Annotated in this window: 16 protein-coding genes; 5 read left to right on the top strand and 11 right to left on the bottom strand. The window is 73.6% G+C overall.

The features are described 5' to 3' along the window. Positions 1–39: 39 nt before the first annotated feature. From P9K36_RS09360 to thrC, 6 genes are all read right to left on the bottom strand, one after another. Complete coding sequence (locus tag P9K36_RS09360) at positions 40–975, bottom strand: ferredoxin--NAD(+) reductase (protein ID WP_085987674.1); 936 nt, start codon at positions 973–975, stop codon at positions 40–42. A gap of 29 nt (positions 976–1004) precedes the next feature. Next, entirely contained in the window at positions 1005–1373 is a 369-nt protein-coding gene (locus P9K36_RS09355; protein ID WP_043352571.1) for a hypothetical protein, read from the bottom strand. Between the two features lie 108 nt (positions 1374–1481). Beyond that, the gene (locus tag P9K36_RS09350; RefSeq protein WP_236961462.1) at positions 1482–1646 is read right to left on the bottom strand and encodes a hypothetical protein; all 165 of its coding nucleotides are present in this window, start codon (positions 1644–1646) and stop codon (positions 1482–1484) included. Between the two features lie 302 nt (positions 1647–1948). Then, positions 1949–4825, bottom strand: coding sequence for an EAL domain-containing protein (locus P9K36_RS09345; protein ID WP_236952982.1), 2877 nt, complete (start codon positions 4823–4825; stop codon positions 1949–1951). Between the two features lie 302 nt (positions 4826–5127). Beyond that, entirely contained in the window at positions 5128–6423 is a 1296-nt protein-coding gene (locus tag P9K36_RS09340) for a pitrilysin family protein (protein WP_043379741.1), read from the bottom strand. Between the two features lie 163 nt (positions 6424–6586). Next, the gene (gene thrC, locus P9K36_RS09335) at positions 6587–7999 is read right to left on the bottom strand and encodes a threonine synthase (RefSeq protein WP_043379743.1); all 1413 of its coding nucleotides are present in this window, start codon (positions 7997–7999) and stop codon (positions 6587–6589) included. Positions 8000–8209: 210 nt separating this feature from the next. On the opposite strand from thrC, the gene P9K36_RS09330 reads away from it, so the two are divergent. After that, complete coding sequence (locus tag P9K36_RS09330; protein ID WP_043756740.1) at positions 8210–8551, top strand: hypothetical protein; 342 nt, start codon at positions 8210–8212, stop codon at positions 8549–8551. 42 nt (positions 8552–8593) lie between these two features. Here the strand turns inward: P9K36_RS09330 and P9K36_RS09325 are convergent, their stop codons facing one another. After that, positions 8594–9007 carry a DUF4864 domain-containing protein gene (locus tag P9K36_RS09325; RefSeq protein ID WP_043352578.1) on the bottom strand — a complete coding sequence of 138 codons (414 nt, stop codon included), beginning with the start codon at positions 9005–9007 and terminating at the stop codon, positions 8594–8596. A gap of 452 nt (positions 9008–9459) precedes the next feature. Between P9K36_RS09325 and rutA the strand changes: the two genes are divergently transcribed. From rutA to rutD, 4 genes are all read left to right on the top strand, one after another. Beyond that, on the top strand, positions 9460–10554 hold the full coding sequence (rutA, locus tag P9K36_RS09320; protein WP_043756738.1) for a pyrimidine utilization protein A: 1095 nt from the start codon (positions 9460–9462) through the stop codon (positions 10552–10554). Further along, a complete protein-coding gene (gene rutB / locus P9K36_RS09315) occupies positions 10554–11315 on the top strand; it encodes a pyrimidine utilization protein B (protein WP_043379752.1) in 762 nt (253 codons plus the stop codon). The genes rutA and rutB overlap by 1 nt, the downstream gene beginning before the upstream one ends. Before the next feature lie 114 nt (positions 11316–11429). Continuing rightward, the gene (rutC, locus tag P9K36_RS09310) at positions 11430–11816 is read left to right on the top strand and encodes a pyrimidine utilization protein C (RefSeq protein WP_043756735.1); all 387 of its coding nucleotides are present in this window, start codon (positions 11430–11432) and stop codon (positions 11814–11816) included. After that, positions 11816–12616, top strand: a complete 801-nt coding sequence (gene rutD, locus P9K36_RS09305) for a pyrimidine utilization protein D (protein ID WP_043379757.1) — start codon at positions 11816–11818, stop codon at positions 12614–12616. The genes rutC and rutD overlap by 1 nt, the downstream gene beginning before the upstream one ends. A 9-nt stretch (positions 12617–12625) precedes the next feature. Here the strand turns inward: rutD and P9K36_RS09300 are convergent, their stop codons facing one another. From P9K36_RS09300 to P9K36_RS09285, 4 genes are all read right to left on the bottom strand, one after another. Then, positions 12626–13561, bottom strand: a complete 936-nt coding sequence (locus tag P9K36_RS09300; protein WP_043756732.1) for a hypothetical protein — start codon at positions 13559–13561, stop codon at positions 12626–12628. A 137-nt stretch (positions 13562–13698) separates the two neighbouring features. Further along, entirely contained in the window at positions 13699–14655 is a 957-nt protein-coding gene (locus P9K36_RS09295) for a glycosyltransferase family 2 protein (protein ID WP_043756730.1), read from the bottom strand. Continuing rightward, the gene (locus P9K36_RS09290; protein ID WP_236961463.1) at positions 14652–15569 is read right to left on the bottom strand and encodes a glycosyltransferase family 2 protein; all 918 of its coding nucleotides are present in this window, start codon (positions 15567–15569) and stop codon (positions 14652–14654) included. Before P9K36_RS09290 ends, P9K36_RS09295 begins: the two co-directional genes overlap by 4 nt. A 30-nt stretch (positions 15570–15599) precedes the next feature. Further along, positions 15600–16232 (bottom strand): PadR family transcriptional regulator, encoded by a 633-nt coding sequence (locus tag P9K36_RS09285; RefSeq protein ID WP_043756726.1) that lies wholly within the window; start codon positions 16230–16232, stop codon positions 15600–15602. Positions 16233–16331 lie beyond the last annotated feature (99 nt).

The raw sequence follows: 16331 nt of genomic DNA, 5'->3' as shown, positions 1-16331 counted from the left end.
CGGTAGCAGCCGGACGCCGCCGCGTCGAGGCGACGGCGGTCAGTCGATCACGATCGGGTAGCAGCGGGCGCCCACCGCGGCGGCGAGCACCTGCACGGCGCCGACCGTCGAGACGTCGCCCGCCACGTGGACCACGTCGGTGGCGCGCAGGCTCGGCAGGTGGGCGCTGAGCGGGCCGGAGCGCACGTCCGGCGGCCGCTGGCGGCCGCGATCGGCGCAGAGCACGATCCGGCCGACGCCGGTGCGGCGCAGCCAGTCCAGGCTCTCGCGCATGTAGAGGTCCAGGGCGTCGCGGGCGCCGACGGCCAGGGCCATCTCGCGGGCGGGCTCGACGTAGCGGGCCGCCCGGGCGATCGCCCAGATCGCGCCGAAGCCGGCGCCGGCCGCCACCAGCACGAGGCGCCCGCCCCCGGGGCGGTACTGCCCCCGGCCGACCGGCCCCTTGAGGCGCACCGGCTGGTCGAGGCGGAGCGCGTCGAGGGGATCGCCCTCGGGGTCGCGGGCGACGTGGAACACCACGTCGTTGATCTCGGTCGTGCCGTCGACCCGCAGGGTCGGGGACAGCGTCAGGGTGGGCAGCCCCGCGAAGGTCACCAGCGCCTGGTGGCCCGGCTCGCCGGTGGGGCGCCGGGTCAGGGTCGCGACGACCTCGAGGATTCCGGGGCTGAGCCGGCGGATTTCCGTGACCGTGCCCTTGCGGACGGCCACGGGCGGCGGCGCCGCCGCCTCCTGGCCCTGGATCGGGGCGCCGGGGAGGGCCGGGCGCAGGGCCTCGGCCCTGGCCCGGCGGGCCGGATGACGGCGACCGGACGGTGCGGCGCTGCCCTGAGCGAGGCCCTGGCCGGCGAGCAGGTTGCCGGGCTGCGCCTGGAGCGGGGCGATCATGCCCTCGGCCAGCGCGGCCTCCAGCGGCGTATCGCCGGTCGAGACACGCACCGACCGACCGTTGACGACGAGCGAGCAGCGCGCCCCCATGGCTCTCCCCCGCATGCGCTTGTGACGGATCAGCGGGCGCGGATCAGGAGCGAGTCGACCAGGGCCGCCCAGCGCTCGCGGGTCGCGCGGACATCGTCGGTCGGGGCCGAGTCGGTGAGGAGCTGGCGCTGCGCCCGCAGCGACTCGACCTCCTGCCGCTGGGCCCGGAGCACCGCCTTCATCACCTGCAGCTCGGTCTCGAGGCGGGCGATCTCGTCGGCCTCGTCCAGCGCATCCGACGGATCGTCGAAGGCCTCGGGGGATGGATCGGCATGGCGGGGATCGCGGAGCGGCATCCGGGTCCGGGCCTGCTGCTCCAGCCGGACCGGCCGGGCCATCAGGCGGCGCACGAGGTCGGAGCCCCCTGCCTGCTGGTAACGCCGTGCCGCCTCGGCCATCCGACCATCCCCTTCCCGGGCGCTGAAGGGCCCGTCCATCCACAGGAGCTTGGTCGAACATGGTTAAGGGTGGCTTAAGCCGATCGGCGGCTTTCGCCGTTTCGGCCTTCAGGCCGCGTCCGCCTGCTGAATCGCGCGGGCGGCCAGCGCGTCGGTCTCGGTCCGGGCCCCCCGGACCTCCGGGGTGAAGTCCGCGCCGAGGCCCTGTTCCAGGGGCCACGGCAGGGCCGCGCCCACCGGCGCGCAGGGGGCGTCCTGCGTGCCGTAGGCCACGGGCCTTGCGTCCGAAGCCTGGAGCGCCGGCGCCGCGGTCTCCGGATGGTTCGGGCGGGCCCCCCGCCGGCCCGAGCATGGCCGTCGGCGTCAGCGTCTGCTCAGTCCTGTCCGCGGGGATGCGATGCGCCTGCGGGGCGACCTCGAACAGGCGGCCTCAGGGCAGGTCGGCCGTCCCGGCCATGGGCCGCACCTTCGCGAAGCCGTCCCGCACGAGCCTGACGTGGTCCGGAGTCATCGCATCCCCGGCCGCGATGGTGTCGGTGGCCGGCAGCACACCTGTCGGCCCCGCAGGAGGGATCTCAGGCCGCCTCAGGCGCCGCGCCGACGATCTGGCGGGCCTGCAGCATGGTCATCGGCTCGCCGAAGGCGGGGCCCAGCGCGTATTCGCAGCCGAGCCCGGCCAGCGCCTGGGCGTCGGCTTCCGATTCGCAGCCCTCCGCCACGATGGCGAGGTTCAACTCGCTCGCCATGCGGACGATGGAGCGCAGGATCGCGGTCTGCCCGGTGCCGATCTGGCGCACGAAGGTCGCGTCGACCTTGATCGTGTCGAAGGGGAAGCGCTGGAGATAGGAGAGCGCCGAGTAGCCGGTGCCGAAATCCGACAGGCACAGGCCGGCGCCGAGGTCGTGGATCCGGGCCAGCATCTGCGCGGCGTATTCCGGATTCTCCATCACGAGGCTCTCGCTGAATTCCAGCTTGAGCGAGCCGGGCAGGGCCCCGGAGCGGGCCAGCACGGTCTTCACGTCGTGCAGGAGGTCGTGGCGCAGGAGCTGGCGCGAGGACAGGTTGCAAGCCGCGAAGATCGGCGGCTCGACCTCCAGGGAGCGCTGCCAGGCGGCGAGTTCCAGCGCGGTGCGCTCCAGGGCGAAGATGCCGAGATTGACCACGAAGCCGCTCTCCTCGGCGAGCGGCATGAAGGTCGAGGCCGGGATGCGGCCGAGCTTCGGATGGTCCCAGCGCAGGACGGTCTCGAACCCCGCCACCGTGCGGTCCTCGAGGCGGACCACCGGCAGGAACAGCACCCGCAATTCGTTGCGCTCGATCGCCTTGCGCAGGTCGCTCTCCAGCATCAGCCGGTCGGAGCGGTCGGTGCGCATATGGGCGCGGAACACCTCGATGCGGTCGCCGCCGTTGCGCTTGGCCTGGATCATGGCGATCTCGGCGCTCTTGAACACCTCGTCGCGCTTCAGGTTGGCGCCGGCCTCGTAGAGGGCGAGCCCGATCGAGACGGTCAGAAAGATCTCCCGGTCCGCGTAGGTGATCGGCGTGGCGATCGCCCGGCGGATCATCTCGGCGAAGGCCAGGATCCGGTCGGGGTCGCGCTCCGACAGGAGGATCACCGCGAACTCGTCGCCCGCGACCCGGGCCAGGGTGTCCTGCGGCCGCAGCAGCCGGCCGAGCCGGCGCGACAGGGTCAGCAGGATCGAATCGCCGGCCGACAGGCCGATGGCGTCGTTGATGCCCTTGAACCGGTCGACGTCGAGCACGATCACGGTGGGCTTGAGGCGCTGGTCCTGGCCGGCGAAGGCGAGCGCCGCATCGAGCCGGTCGCCGAACAATTCGCGGTTCGGCAGGCCGGTGAGGCTGTCGTGCACGGCGTCGTGGAGCAGGCGCTCCTCGGCGGTCTTCACCTCGGTGACGTCCGCGATGGTGCCGACCACCCGAATCACCTCGCCGTCGGCGCCGATCACGGGCCGCGCCTTCAGCCGGTACCAGAAGAACGCGCCGGCCTCCGAGCGCAGGCGGAAATCGTGGACGATGCGGCCACGCCGCTCCTCGATCACCGTGTCGAGGGCCGCCGAGTAGCGCTCCACGTCGAAGGGGTGGAGCGCGCCGAGCCAGTTGGTGGCCGGCCCCTCCAGCGTCCCCCGGGCGAGGCCGAGCTGGCCCTCGATCTCGGGGCCGACGAAGACCCGGTCGGCGGGCACGTCCCAGTCGAACACCACGTCGCCGGCGCCGGTCAGCGCCAGCGCACGCCGCTCCGTGTCGGACACGAGGGCGTGGCTGAGCCCGCCCCCCGCGAAGGCGTGCTGGAGCACCGTGAAGCCGATCAGCATCACGATCAGCACGAGGCCGCCGATCAGCGCCGGCTGCACGAGGTCGCTGCCGATCTGGCCGGTGACCGCGAAGCCCGCCGCCGTCACCCAGACGACGAGGAGCAGCCAGGTCGGCACCAGCAGGATGGCGCGGTCGTAGCCGTTATGGGCGGCGAGGTAGACGATCAGCAGCAGGCCGATGCCGGCCACCGCCGCGATGGAGATCCGGGCCACGCCCGCCGCCACCGGCGGGTCGAACACCGCGAGCCCCACGAGGCCGGCCAGGAAGGCGAGCCAGAAGAACGCCACATGGCTGTAGCGCACGTGCCAGCGGGCGAGGTTGAGATAGGCGAACAGGAAGACCAGCAGCGTCGCCCCGAGCACCGCCTCCGCGGAGGCCCGGTAGACCCGCTCGGCCAGTTCGGTGACCGGGAAGACCCGCTGCAGGAAGCCGAAATCGATGCAGGCATAGGCGAGCACCGACCACGCGAGCGCGGCGGCGGCCGGGAAGATGATCGCGCCCTTGACCACGAACACGATGGTCAGGAACAGGGCCAGCAGGCCGCTGATCCCGATGATGATGCCCTTGTAGAGGGTCAGGCCTGCGGCCTTCCGGCGGTAGGCGTCCTGGTCCCAGAGGCGGAGCTGGGGGACGTTGGAGCCGCGCAGTTCGGCCACGTAGGTGACGGTGGCGCCGGGATCCAGCGTGATGGTGAACTGGTCGGCTTCCGGGTTCTCGTCGCGCTCCGGGCGGATGCCCTGGCTCGCCGTGATGGCGGCGATCCGCGAGCCGCCGAGATCGGGCCAGATCACCCCGGAATCCACCAGCCGGAAATGCGGGGCGACGAGGATGCGGTCGATCTGCTCGTCGGTGTCGTTGGTGAGCGCGAACACGATCCAGTCGGGCCGCGCGCCGGCGTCGCGGGCCTTCACGACGATGCGGCGGACGATGCCGTCCTTGCCGGGCGCCGTGGAGATCTGGATCAGGTCGCCGTCGGAGCGGTAGCGCTCGATCGCGGTGGTCAGGTCGATCACCGGCGCGTCGAGGGTGACGCGGACCGCTTCCACGGCCCGGGCCGGCCCCCCCAGCGCGAGGGCACCGACGAGACCGCCGACCAGGGACAGGAGGAGGGCGAGGATGCGCAAGGGTGTCTTGACTTCCGGCCGTGCGAGGTTCGGCGTCAGCCGCCCGGGCGGCCTTGATCGATAGGGGTGGGCCTCACCTGGGGCAAGGTCGCCCCGGGGCCGGTCCACCGCCCGCGGATCGCGCCCCTTTGCGGCCAAATCAAGTTGGGCGGGGCGGGGGGCGGCTCCGCGGCAGGATTCTGAGCGTCTCGGAACCGGTCCATCCCCCGCGCGCCCGCAGCCTGCGGTGCCCGCGTCGGCGGGCGCCTCGGGCTGCGGGGGAGCCGGATCCCTGTTCGCGGAGATCCGACCGCCTCTCAGGCCGCCCGGAGCGCACCCGCGATCTTGTCGAGGGCGGGCAGCTTGCGGATCGGGCCGATCGCCGCCAGCGTCGGCGTGCCCTGCAGCATCGCGGCCGCCGCGGCCCGGACATCCGCCACCGTGACGGCGTCGACCTTGTCGATCACCTCTCCGGCGGGGATCACCCGGCCCCAGGCCAGGATCTGGCGGGCGTTGCGCTCGATGCGCCCGCCCGGCGTCTCCAGCGCCGAGAGCAGCGAGACCTTGAGCTGCGCCTTGGCGCGGGCGATCTCGACGGCGTCGAGGTCGCGGGCCGCCCGGGCGGTGGCCGCCAGCGTCACGTCGACGAGTTCGGGCAGGTCCGCCCCGGCGGTGCCGGCGCCGATCCCGAACAGGCCGCAATCCGAGAAGGGCCAGTGGAAGGCCTGGATCTCGTAGGCGAGGCCGCGGGTCTCGCGCACCTCCTGCCAGAGCCGCGAGGTCAGGCCGCCGCCCAGCACCTGCGCGAACATGTGCAGCGCGTAGTAGCGGTCGTCCCGGAAGGAGAGGCCCGGCAGGCCGATCACCACGTTGGCCTGCTCGAGCTTGCGCGGCATCCGCCGCTCGCCGCCGCCGTAGACGCCCGGCACGGAGGCGGGGGCGGATTTGGCGGGCCGCCCCCCGAAATGGCGCTCGGCCGCCGCCACGATCGCCTCGTGGGTCACGGCCCCGGCGCCGGCGACGACGATGCGGTCCGGCGTGTATTCCCGGTCGAGATAGGCGCGGATGCCGGCCTCGTCGAAGCTCCGGATCGTCTCGGGCCGCCCGAGGATCGGCCGGCCGACCGGCTGGTCCGGGAAGGCGGCCTCCGTGAACGCGTCGTAGACCACGTCGTCGGGGGTGTCCTCGACGGCGGCGTATTCCTGCAGGATCACGCCCTTCTCCCGGGCGAGCTCGCCCGCGTCGAACACCGAATCGGTGAGGATGTCGCCGATCACGTCCAGGGCGAGGCCGGCATCCTCGCCCAGGACCCGGGCGGTGTAGCTCGTCCCCTCCGTGGAGGTGGCGGCGTTGATCTCGCCGCCGACATTCTCGATCTCCTCGGCGATCTTCTGCGCCGAGCGCGTCCGCGTCCCCTTGAACGCCATGTGCTCGATGAGGTGGGACAGGCCGGCCTCGTCGGCGCGCTCGTTGCGCGAGCCGGCCCCGACCCAGACGCCGAGGCTGGCGGTGGCGACCCCGGGCATCGGCTCGGTGACCACCGTGACGCCGTTGTCGAGCCGCGTGGTGCGCAGGGACGGCGAGGCGGCGTGCGTGGAGAAGTGCTGGTTCATCGACGGCTCGTCGTCGCGCGGGGTGCCGGATGCGGCGCGGGTCCCCTCTCCCGTGCGGGAGAGGGACAGGGTGAGGGGTGCGACCTCTCCGGACGGTTCTCGACCCTCACCCCAACCCTCTCCCGCTCGGGAGAGGGGGCTCGTCGCGCGACTCGCGCCAAGCTCACGCCCCCCTCGTGATGCGGGCGCGCTCGCGGATGAGCGTCTCCAGAGCGGCCTGGTCGTTGGCCACCCGGGTCAGGCGCTCGGGCCGGTCCATCAGGTCGGCGAGGTGCGGGGGCAGGGCGGGGCGCAGGCCGCCCGTGGCCTTGGCGACCGCGTCCGGGAATTTGGCGGGATGCGCGGTGGCGAGCGCCACCACGGGGGTCGCCGGATCCTGCTCCAGGAGCCGCCGCCCGGCCCGCACGCCGATGGCGCTGTGGGGGTCGAGCACCACCCCGGTGGCAGCCTGGGTCAGGGCGATTTCTTCCATCACGTCAGGCTCCGGCACCGCGACGGCGTCGAAGTCCGAGCGGACCGTGGCGAGAACCTCGGGGCTCAGCGAGAACCCGCCGGACTGCTTCAGCCCCGCCATCAGCCGCGACAGAGAGGAGGAATCGCGCCCCAGCGCCTCGAACAGCAGGCGCTCGAAGTTCGACGAGATCTGGATGTCCATGGAGGGCGAGGTGGTGGGCACCACGCCGCGCAGCTCGTAGGCGCCGTGCTCCAGGGTGCGCACCAGGATGTCGTTGGCGTTGGTGCCGATCATCAGCCGCCCGACCGGCAGGCCCATCTGCTTGGCGACCCAGCCGGCGAGCACGTCGCCGAAATTGCCGGTGGGCACCGCGAAGGAGACCGGGCGGTGCGGCGAGCCCAGCGCCACCGCGCTGGTGAAGTAGTAGACCGCCTGCGCGGCGACCCGGGCCCAATTGATCGAGTTGACGCCAGACAGCCGCACCGCGTCGGCGAAATCGGCGTGCTGGAACAGGGCTTTGACGAGGTTCTGGCAATCGTCGAACGTGCCGTCGACGGCCAGCGCGTGGACGTTCTGCGCCGGCACCGAGGTCATCTGCCGCCGCTGGACCTCCGAGACCCGCCCGTGCGGGTAGAGGATGAACACGTCGACCCGGTCGAGGCCGCCGAAGGCCTCCACGGCGGCCGAGCCGGTATCGCCCGAGGTCGCGCCCACGATGGTGGCACGGGCGCCGCGCTGGGTCAGCACGTGGTCCATGAGCCGCCCGAGCAGCTGCATCGCCACGTCCTTGAAGGCGAGCGTCGGCCCGTGGAAGAGCTCCAGCAGGAACAGGTTGTCGTCGAGCTGGGTCAGCGGGCAGACCGCCGGGTGGCGGAACGTCGCGTAGGCCGCGTCGATCATCCGGTCGAGGTCCGGACCGGCGACGTCGCCGTCGATCAGCGGGCGCAGTACGCACTTGGCGGCCTCCGCGTAGGGGCGGCCCGCCAGGGCGGCGATCTCCGGACGGCCGATCTGCGGCCAGGTCTGCGGCACGTAGAGCCCGCCGTCGCGGGCCAAGCCCGCCAGGAGCGCGTCCGAGAAGGAGAGCGGCGCGGCCGCGCCGCGAGTCGAGACGTGGAGCACAGGGTCCTCCGAGGGAAGGCGCTCCCTCTACACGATGCGGGCGGGCCTGTCGAAAGCTCCGGACGACGCGGCCGGTCCGCCCGGGGGGCCCGGCCTTTAACCGGGGCTGAACGGGCCGGTTCAGGGCCGGTTTCCCGGGCACGCCCTAGAGCCGGCGCACCCCGCGGCGCCCCAGCCGGCGGGGCGGATCGAGCCTCGGAGAGAGCCGACATGACCCGACTCATCGCCCTCGCGGGTGCCGCGGCGCTGCTGTGCGGCACCGCCGCCTTCGCGCAGGCCCCACCGCCGCCGCCCGGCGGCCCGCGGCCCGGCCCCGAGGCCGGCGCGCCACCCCCGCCGCCGCCGCCCGGCGACCCGAGACGCGGCCCCGGGCCCGACGGGCCCCCGCCGCCACCTCCGCCGCCGCCGCCACCGCCGTCGCGGGCCGCCCATATCGTGCTGGAGCGCGGCGACGCGCGCCTCGACGTGAAATGCGCCGACGACGATTCGACGAAGGCCTGCGCCGACGTCGCCCTGCAGATGCTCGACAGGCTCGCGGCGTTCCGGCCCTGAGGCCGACAGGCCCGTGCCCGCCGCGACGGTGGCGGGCACCCCTCAGGCGCGCGCGCCGGGTGCCTTGACCAGGCGGCAGCCGGTGATGCGCCACTGCCCGTCCGCGTCCCGGGCGAGGCTGTACTCGGCCGTCCAGTCGATGCCGTACTCGTCCTGGATCGCCACCGACTGGACCACGCCCGCCTCGTCCGTGTCCCGCGCCTCGCCGAACACGAAGCTGCGGTGGCGGTAGACCGGACGATACTGGTTCCGGACCATGCCGATGAACAGGTCGGCATTCGGGAACAGGTCCCGGATCCCCGGCGCGGCCTGCTCGTAGGCGGTCTGCGCGTCGTCGCGGCCCAGCGCCTGCTCCTGCTTGGCGATCACCGCCCGGGCCGCCGCGCGCGCCGCCTCGTCGGCCACCGCCGGTCCCGCGAGGCCGAGGACGAGGAGCAGGACGGGCCACACGCGCATCGATGTCACTCCGGCAGGGTCGGATCGAGATTTATCATTGTCGTGTGAAGATGGTCTCCGCTCCGTCGACGGCAATCGATGCCCGACATCGCCGGTAATCTTGCCGCACGAAAGCTTGTCTCGGCGGGTCGGCGCGGCCGGACGGGACGCGCGCACGGGTTGAGCAGACATCGCGCCTCAGTTGTGCAAGCCGCTGGAAAGATAGGCATTTTCGCGCCGCACGGGCGCCGCGGGTTTGACCCTCCGCCGCGGTTTTGCGAGCCTCCGCGCGTCGACTCGGTTCCGGCGGAACCGACCGGACGGAGCGTGGGACGATGATGCAGAGCCATGCGGACGATCGCGCCGGCCCCCGAACCAGGCCGCCCTTGGACGCGATCCCGGACGCGGCCGCTCCGGACCGTGGAGCCGGGCCGGTGCCCGGAGCGGGGCCGGCGCCCGGAGCCGGGCCGGCCATGAGCGTCGGGGTGTTCATTCCGATCGGCAACAACGGCTGGCTGCTCTCGGAGAACGCCCCGCAGTACCGCCCGAGCTTCGCGCTCAACAAGGCGGTCACCCTGAAGGCGGAGGGCTACGGCCTCGACTTCGCCCTGTCGATGATCAAGCTGCGCGGCTTCGGCGGCAGGACCGAGTTCTGGGACCACAACCTCGAATCCTTCACCCTGATGGCGGGGCTCGCCGCCGTCACCACCCGGATCCGGCTGTTCGCCACCGCGGCGACTCTGTGCCTGCCGCCCGCCATCGTCGCCCGCATGGCCGCGACCATCGACTCGATCTCGGACGGGCGCTTCGGCCTGAACCTCATCACCGGCTGGCAGAAGCCGGAATACGACCAGATGGGCCTCTGGCCCGGGGATGAGTATTTTGCCAAGCGTTACGACTATTTAGCGGAGTATGCTCAGATTCTGCGCGATCTGTGGGAGACGGGTGTCAGCGACCGCAAGGGCACGTTCTTCCAGATGAACGATTGCCGGCTGAGCCCCCGTCCGCAGGCCCCCATGAAGATCATCTGCGCCGGCCAGAGCGGCGCCGGCCTGGCCTTCACGGCCCAGTACGCGGACTACAATTTCTGCTTGGGGAAGGGGCTCAACACGCCGACCGCCTTCGCCCCCGTGGTGGAGAAGCTGGCGGAAGCCAGCGCGCGGACCGGGCGGCGGGTGACGGCCTTCGCCCTGTTCATGATCATCGCCGACGAGACCGACGAGGCGGCGATGGCCACCTGGGCGCACTACAAGGCGGGTGCGGATTCCGAGGCGATCGCGTGGCTCGGCCTCCAGGGCGCGGCCGACACCAAGTCCGGCGGCGACACCAACGTGCGCCAGCTCGCCGACCCGGCCTCGGCGGTGAACCTCAACATGGGCACCCTGGTGGGCAGCTACGCCGGCGTGGCCGCGATGCTCGACGCCGTCATGACCATCGACGGGGTGGAGGGCGTGCTGCTGGTCTTCGACGACTTCCTCAAGGGCCTCGACGCGTTCGGGACGCGGATCCAGCCGCTGATGCGGTCGCGCCGGCACGTGACGGCGGCGCCGCTGCCCGAGGTGGCCTGATGGACGCCCCCGCCGGATATCGCGACCCGAACGGCCGCCACGGCGGCGTCATCCTGCCGGCCCGCCCGGAGCCGATCGCCTTCGATCCAGCGACCACGGTCCTGATCGTCGTGGACGTCCAGAACGCCTATGCCAGCCCGGGCGGCTACCTCGACCGGGCCGGCTTCGACGTGTCGGGCACGGGCCCGGTGATCGCCCGGATCGCCCGGGCGGTGGCGGCGGCCCGGGCCGCCGGCATCCCGGTCCTGTGGTTCCAGAACGGCTGGGACCCGGCCTATGTCGAGGCCGGAGGCCCGGGCTCGCCGAACTGGCACAAATCCAACGCCCTCAAGACGATGCGCCGGAATCCTGAAGCGAACACGCAGCTTCTCGCCAAGGGATCCTGGGACTACGCGCTGGTGGACGCCCTGAGGCCGGAGCCCGGCGACATCGTGATGGGCAAGCCGCGCTACAGCGGTTTCTACAACACGCCCCTCGACAGCACCCTGCGGGCCCGGGGCGTGACCACGCTGGTCTTCACCGGCATCGCCACCAACGTCTGCGTCGAGTCGACCCTGCGGGACGGGTTCCACCGGGAGTATTTCGGGATCGTGCTGGCCGACGCCACGCACCAGGCCGGGCCGGAGAGCCTGCACCACGCGGCGCTCGCCAATATCGAGACCTTCTTCGGCTGGGTCTCGGACGTCCCCGCCTTCGAGAGGGCCCTCGGGGCGCCTTCACCCGCTGCGGTTGACGCTGCCGGCGTCGACCTGGCCGGATAAGTGCATCGCGCATCCGGCCGGTGACCGGCAGGGTGCCCGAACGCCGCCGCGCTGCGGCCTCCCGCGCAGCCTGCAAGGGCCGGCCGACAGGTCGCGTGCGGGAGGCGCAGGGGAATGCCCAAGCAGGTCGTGATACCGCCGGGAACCGGCAAGCCGCTGGCCCCCTACGTGCCGGGCACGCTGGCCGACGGGGTCCTGTACGTCTCGGGCACGCTGCCGCTGGATGCGGATGCCCAGGTGGTCCATGTCGGCGATGCGGCGGCCCAGACCCGCCACGTGCTGGAGACCATCAAGGGTGTGGTGGAGGCCGCGGGCGGCACGATGGCCGACGTCACCTTCAACCACGTCTTCCTGGCGGACTGGGCCGACTATGCGGCGATCAACGCCGTCTACGCGGAGTATTTTCCGGGCGAGAAACCGGCGCGCTACTGCATTCAGTGCGGCCTCGTGAAGCCCGAGGCCCGCGTGGAGATCGCCTCCGTCGCCCATATCGGCCGCTGATGGCCAGGCGCGCGGCGGGGGCGGCCTCCCTCCATCACGCGGTGGCGGGCCCGGCGGACGGGCGGCCGGTGCTGCTCTCGCCGGGGCTCGGCGGCGGGGCCGGCTATTTCGCGCCGCAGATGGCGGCCCTGACCGCGCGGTTCCGGGTCGTCACCTACGACCATCGCGGCACCGGGCGCTCGCCCGGCCCCCTCGGGCCGGACCACGACATCCCCGCCATGGCGCGGGACGCGTGCGCGGTGCTGGACGAAGCCGGGATCGATCGGGCGGACGTGGTCGGCCACGCCCTGGGCGGCCTGATCGCCCTCCAGATGGCGCTGGACGCGCCCGACCGGGTCGGGCGGATCGTGGTGATCAACGGCTGGGACGCCCTGGACCCGGCCACGCGCCGCTGCTTCGCGGCCCGCCGGGCGATCCTGGCGGGGGGCGGCCCGGAGGCCTTCGTGCGGGCCCAGGCGATCTTCCTGTACCCGGCGCCCTGGCTCTCCGCGCAGGCCGAGCGCGTCGCCCGCGACGAGGCGCAGGCGCTGGCGCATTTCCCAGGCGCCGAGACCGTGCTGGCGCGCATCGCCGCCCTGGAGCGCTTCACGGTGGCGGAGCGTCTCGGATCGATCGGCCACGAGACCCTGGTGATGGCGGCCCGGGACGACGTGCTGGTGCCCTACACGCGGTCCGAGCGGCTGGCGGCGGCGCTGCCCAAGGCCCGGCTCGCCCTCGCCCCCGACGGCGGCCACGCCCACAGCGTCACCCGGCCCGAGGCGTTCAACCGGGCACTCTTGGACTTCCTCGACCGGGACTGAGCGTTTCTCCTACAGCCGCAGCGCGATCATCGGCAGCGCCACCGCGTCGAGAGCGGCGGCCAGCACCACGAGCAGGGCCGGCCAGCGCAGGGCCGCCGCGGTGCCGATCCGCCCCCGGGCGAAGGCCAGAATCGGCATCGGCGCCAGCGGCAGGAGGTCTCGGATCTGCAGCCCGCCGGGGCCGCCCGCCGGAGCGAGGGCCTGCGCCCCGACCATCAGCCAGAGGCCGAGCAGCGCGCCCCCCGAGAGCCACAGCCGCTCCGCCCGCGGGGGCAGGGGGCCGCGCCGCAGCGCGACCAGCGGCACCAGCAGCGCGACGGCCCAGAGCCCGGAGAGGAAACCGGGCAGCGGGACGGGCAGGGCCATGGGCCCGTGCCCGGCTCCGGCGGGGTGCGGCGTCCCGAGGCTCGCAGCCGAGAGGGCCGGCAGAAGGGCCGGCAGAAGGGCCGGCAAGAGGGCGAGTGCGGCGAGGGGCAGCCGCTCCCGGCAGGTGCGGGCAAGCCGTCCCGGCGGCGGGAACGGCACCAGCAGCATCCCGGCGAGGGGGGCGCAGGCCGGCCGCGCCAGCACCACCAGGGCGATCGCCAGCGTCGCTCCGGCGAGGCGCGCCGGCCTGTACCGGCCCGTCATCGGCCGGGGGCTGAGCAGCGCGGCGGCGAGGGCCGCCAGCGCGAGGACGAGCCCGTCCGGACCGGAGGCGGCCGCGAGGGAGGCCGGCCAGCACAGCAGCGCGAACAGCGCGGCCCGTCCCCGGGTCGCCACGGCCAGGGCGGCGACACCCAGGCTCAGGAACGCGGCGATGCGGGCGAGCCGGACGAAGGCATCGAGGGCGGACGGGGTCTCGCCGGGCTGACCGACCCACGCCAGCGCGAGGCAGACCGGGAGGCCGAGGCCCAGGAAGGCGCAGGCCCAGAACCGGCCGTCCCCGGCGAAGGTCAGGTTCACGGCCGCATCCGGTGCGGCGCCGCGGCCCCGGCCCGGCCGATGAGGCGGCAGGCGGATGTGACGGCGGATGTGAGCGGGGATGCGCGGAGGGCGCTTCGGGTCGCGTGCGGCATCGCCATCCCGCTCAGCCGGCCCGCTCAGCCGGCGGCCCGCGCGCGCGCGGACCCCAGGAGGTCCGGCACGAGCCCCGGCAGCGCCGCGGCCAGGAGGCCCGCCGCCCGCAGGACCTCCGCGGCCTCCCCGGGGGAGCGGCGGGCGAGGGCCAGGGCGAGCCGCAGGGGCACCTGCGCGCCGAAGCTCGCCGCCGTCAGGGCGAGGGCCGCGGCGACGCCGTGGTGCTTGCCGGCATAGAGGATCTGGCTGCGCAGGAAGTAGAACAGCCGCCGCGCCCGCACCTGCCGGGTCGTGCCCTGGCCGAGATGGCGGGCGACCGCCCCGGCCACGTGCCGCACGGAAAAGCCCGCCGCCCGGGTTCGGGCGCAGAGGTCGGCATCCTCCCAGTAGACGAAGAAGCGCGGGTCGAAGCCGCCGAGCATCCGGAACAGGTCGCGGCGGATCATCAGGAAGGCGCCCATCACCTGGTCGACGGCGCGGTCCGCGGCATGGTCCCATTCGAGGAGGAAGTGCGGCCGCAGGAGGCCGAGGCGGTCCAGCGCCAGGGCGCGGCCGAGGAGGCCCAGCGCCGAGGGGGTCCGGGCGCAGGAGCGCGCGGTCCGCCCGTCGGGTTCGACGAGGCGCGCGCCGACGATCCCGGTCCGCGGGTCGGCCATCAGCGCGGCCAGAGCCACGCCGAGCGCGTCGGGCGCGACCTGCGTGTCCGGGTTGAGGAACAGGATCGCGGGGGCGTCGCCGGCGGCGGCGCCCTGGTCGCAGGCCCGGCCGAAGCCGAGATTCGTGGCGTTCCGGATCAGCCGGAGCGGGCGGGGCAGGGCGGGCAGGGTCTCGATGGAGCCGTCCGTCGAGGCGTTGTCCACCACGGTGACCTGCACGGCCGCGGCGTCCTGCGCGGCCGCGAGGCTCGTGAGGCAGGCGCGCAGCAGCCCGCCGCCGTTCCAGTTGACGATCACCACGTCGAGGGCAGGGCGGTCGGTCACGGCAGATCTCTCGGCTCATCTCTGGGCAGATCCCGGGGCGGCCCGAGGCGCCCGAGGGCGCCATCGCGGGCGGCCGCGAGGAGCCTGAGCAGCACGGCGGGCCGCCAGCCCGAATCCGCCCAGTACAGCCCGGCCTGGAGCGGCAGGTAGGCGGCCTGGGCGAGCTTCCAGCGCAGCGGCACGTGCGGCAGCCGCCACGCGTAGATCGCGTTGCGCAGATAGGTCCCCATGCGGAACAGGGGCTGGCGCGGCATCGCGATCCCGAAGGCCCGGATCGTCCCGCCGCCGACGCGGTGCGGGATCGCGACGGCGCGGGTCTGGTAGCAGCTGTAGCCGAGGCTCCAGGCGCGAAAGCACCATTCGAGCTCGACCCCGTCGATGAAGAAGTCGCCGCGGAAGGGCCCGACCCGGGCGAAGGCGGCGAGGTCGACGAGCGAGCCCGAAGTCGCCAGGAACTGCACCGGGGCGAGGTCGCCATGCCCCGGCGCGCCGGGACGGGGCGGGTAGGCGGGCGCCTTGTGGCCGGGCGCCGGGGCCGGGGCCGGGCCCACCACCGCCGCCGGGATCCCGGCCGCCCGCAGCCGGTCCTGGGCCGTCAGCAGCGCGGCGGCGAGATCTCCGGGCGGTTCGGCATCCTGGTCGAGGAGGAGGAGGGCCCCGGCGCCCGCGGCCTGGGCGGCCGCGGCGATCCGGTTGAGCGCCTCGGCGATGCCGAGATTCGTCCCCTCCGACAGCAGCGTGACGCCGGCCCGGGCGAGGCGCTCCGCCGCCCCGGCGGGGAGGCCGCCATTGTCGAAGGCGATCACCGCCGCGAAGCCGGCCGAGGCCAGGGCGCACAGGCGCTCCACCTGTTCCGGACCCGGCCGGAACAGGGTGACCCCGAGCATGAGGCGGCTGAGCCGCGGGTCAGGCACCGGTCGCGTCCCGGCGGCGATCGCGATCCCTCACGCCTGTTCCACCGCGGCGGTCGCCGCCTCCAGCGCGGCCGTGACGGCGGCGGCCTGCTCGGCGCTGAGCGGACCGCGGGCGAGCCGCATCTGCAGGGCGAGCTTCAGACCCTCCTGAGCGCGCACCACCGAGGGCGGCGGACCGTCGCCCCGGGCGGCCTCGGCCTCCGCCATCCGGGCGAGGATCGCGTCGAGGACCGGGCGGTTGCCGTCCAGGACGGACTGCCCTTCCGGCGTGATCGTGTGCAACCGCTTGGTGCCCTCCCCGGGGGTGACCGTGACGTGCCCGAGCTCCTCCAGCAGGGTGAGCGTCGGGTAGACCGTCCCGGGGCTCGGGCTGTAGGCGCCCCCGACCCGCTCCTCGATCGCCTTGATGATCTCGTAGCCGTGACGCGGCTTCTCGGCGATCAGGTGCAGGATGACGAGGCGCAGGTCGCCGTGGGCGAAGAAGCGCGCGAGGTCGCCCCGGCCGCCCCGGCCGAACATCCGGCGCTCCCCGGGTCCGCGACCGTGGTGGCCGTGCGGACCGTGCCGCCCGCGGGGATCGCCCCCCATCGGACCGCGATGGGCGCGGACGCGGAAGGCATCGAAGGGATCGGCGTGGAGGACATCCGGGCGGTGTGGGCGCATGATTTTCGACTCGATTTCGATATGTCTAAATATAAGATATATCGAAAACCGGATGCCCGCAAGGCGCCTGCCTCCGACCCGCGAGGCAGCCATCCTGGG

The sequence above is a fragment of the Methylobacterium sp. 391_Methyba4 genome (genome assembly GCF_029691625.1).
Classification (GTDB): domain Bacteria; phylum Pseudomonadota; class Alphaproteobacteria; order Rhizobiales; family Beijerinckiaceae; genus Methylobacterium; species Methylobacterium fujisawaense.
Note: the sequence above shows the minus strand (reverse complement) of the source record. Positions and strands in the feature narration are given on the sequence as shown.

Coding starts and splice junctions, on each gene's coding strand:
- rutD (WP_043379757.1), top strand. CDS start 11,816: ATGGCCAGGCGCGCGGCGGGGGCGGCCTCCCTCCATCACGCGGTGGCG.
- P9K36_RS09355 (WP_043352571.1), bottom strand. CDS start 1,373: ATGGCCGAGGCGGCACGGCGTTACCAGCAGGCAGGGGGCTCCGACCTC.
- rutB (WP_043379752.1), top strand. CDS start 10,554: ATGGACGCCCCCGCCGGATATCGCGACCCGAACGGCCGCCACGGCGGC.
- rutC (WP_043756735.1), top strand. CDS start 11,430: ATGCCCAAGCAGGTCGTGATACCGCCGGGAACCGGCAAGCCGCTGGCC.
- P9K36_RS09285 (WP_043756726.1), bottom strand. CDS start 16,232: ATGCGCCCACACCGCCCGGATGTCCTCCACGCCGATCCCTTCGATGCC.
- rutA (WP_043756738.1), top strand. CDS start 9,460: ATGAGCGTCGGGGTGTTCATTCCGATCGGCAACAACGGCTGGCTGCTC.
- P9K36_RS09330 (WP_043756740.1), top strand. CDS start 8,210: ATGACCCGACTCATCGCCCTCGCGGGTGCCGCGGCGCTGCTGTGCGGC.
- P9K36_RS09325 (WP_043352578.1), bottom strand. CDS start 9,007: ATGCGCGTGTGGCCCGTCCTGCTCCTCGTCCTCGGCCTCGCGGGACCG.
- P9K36_RS09360 (WP_085987674.1), bottom strand. CDS start 975: ATGGGGGCGCGCTGCTCGCTCGTCGTCAACGGTCGGTCGGTGCGTGTC.
- P9K36_RS09340 (WP_043379741.1), bottom strand. CDS start 6,423: ATGAACCAGCACTTCTCCACGCACGCCGCCTCGCCGTCCCTGCGCACC.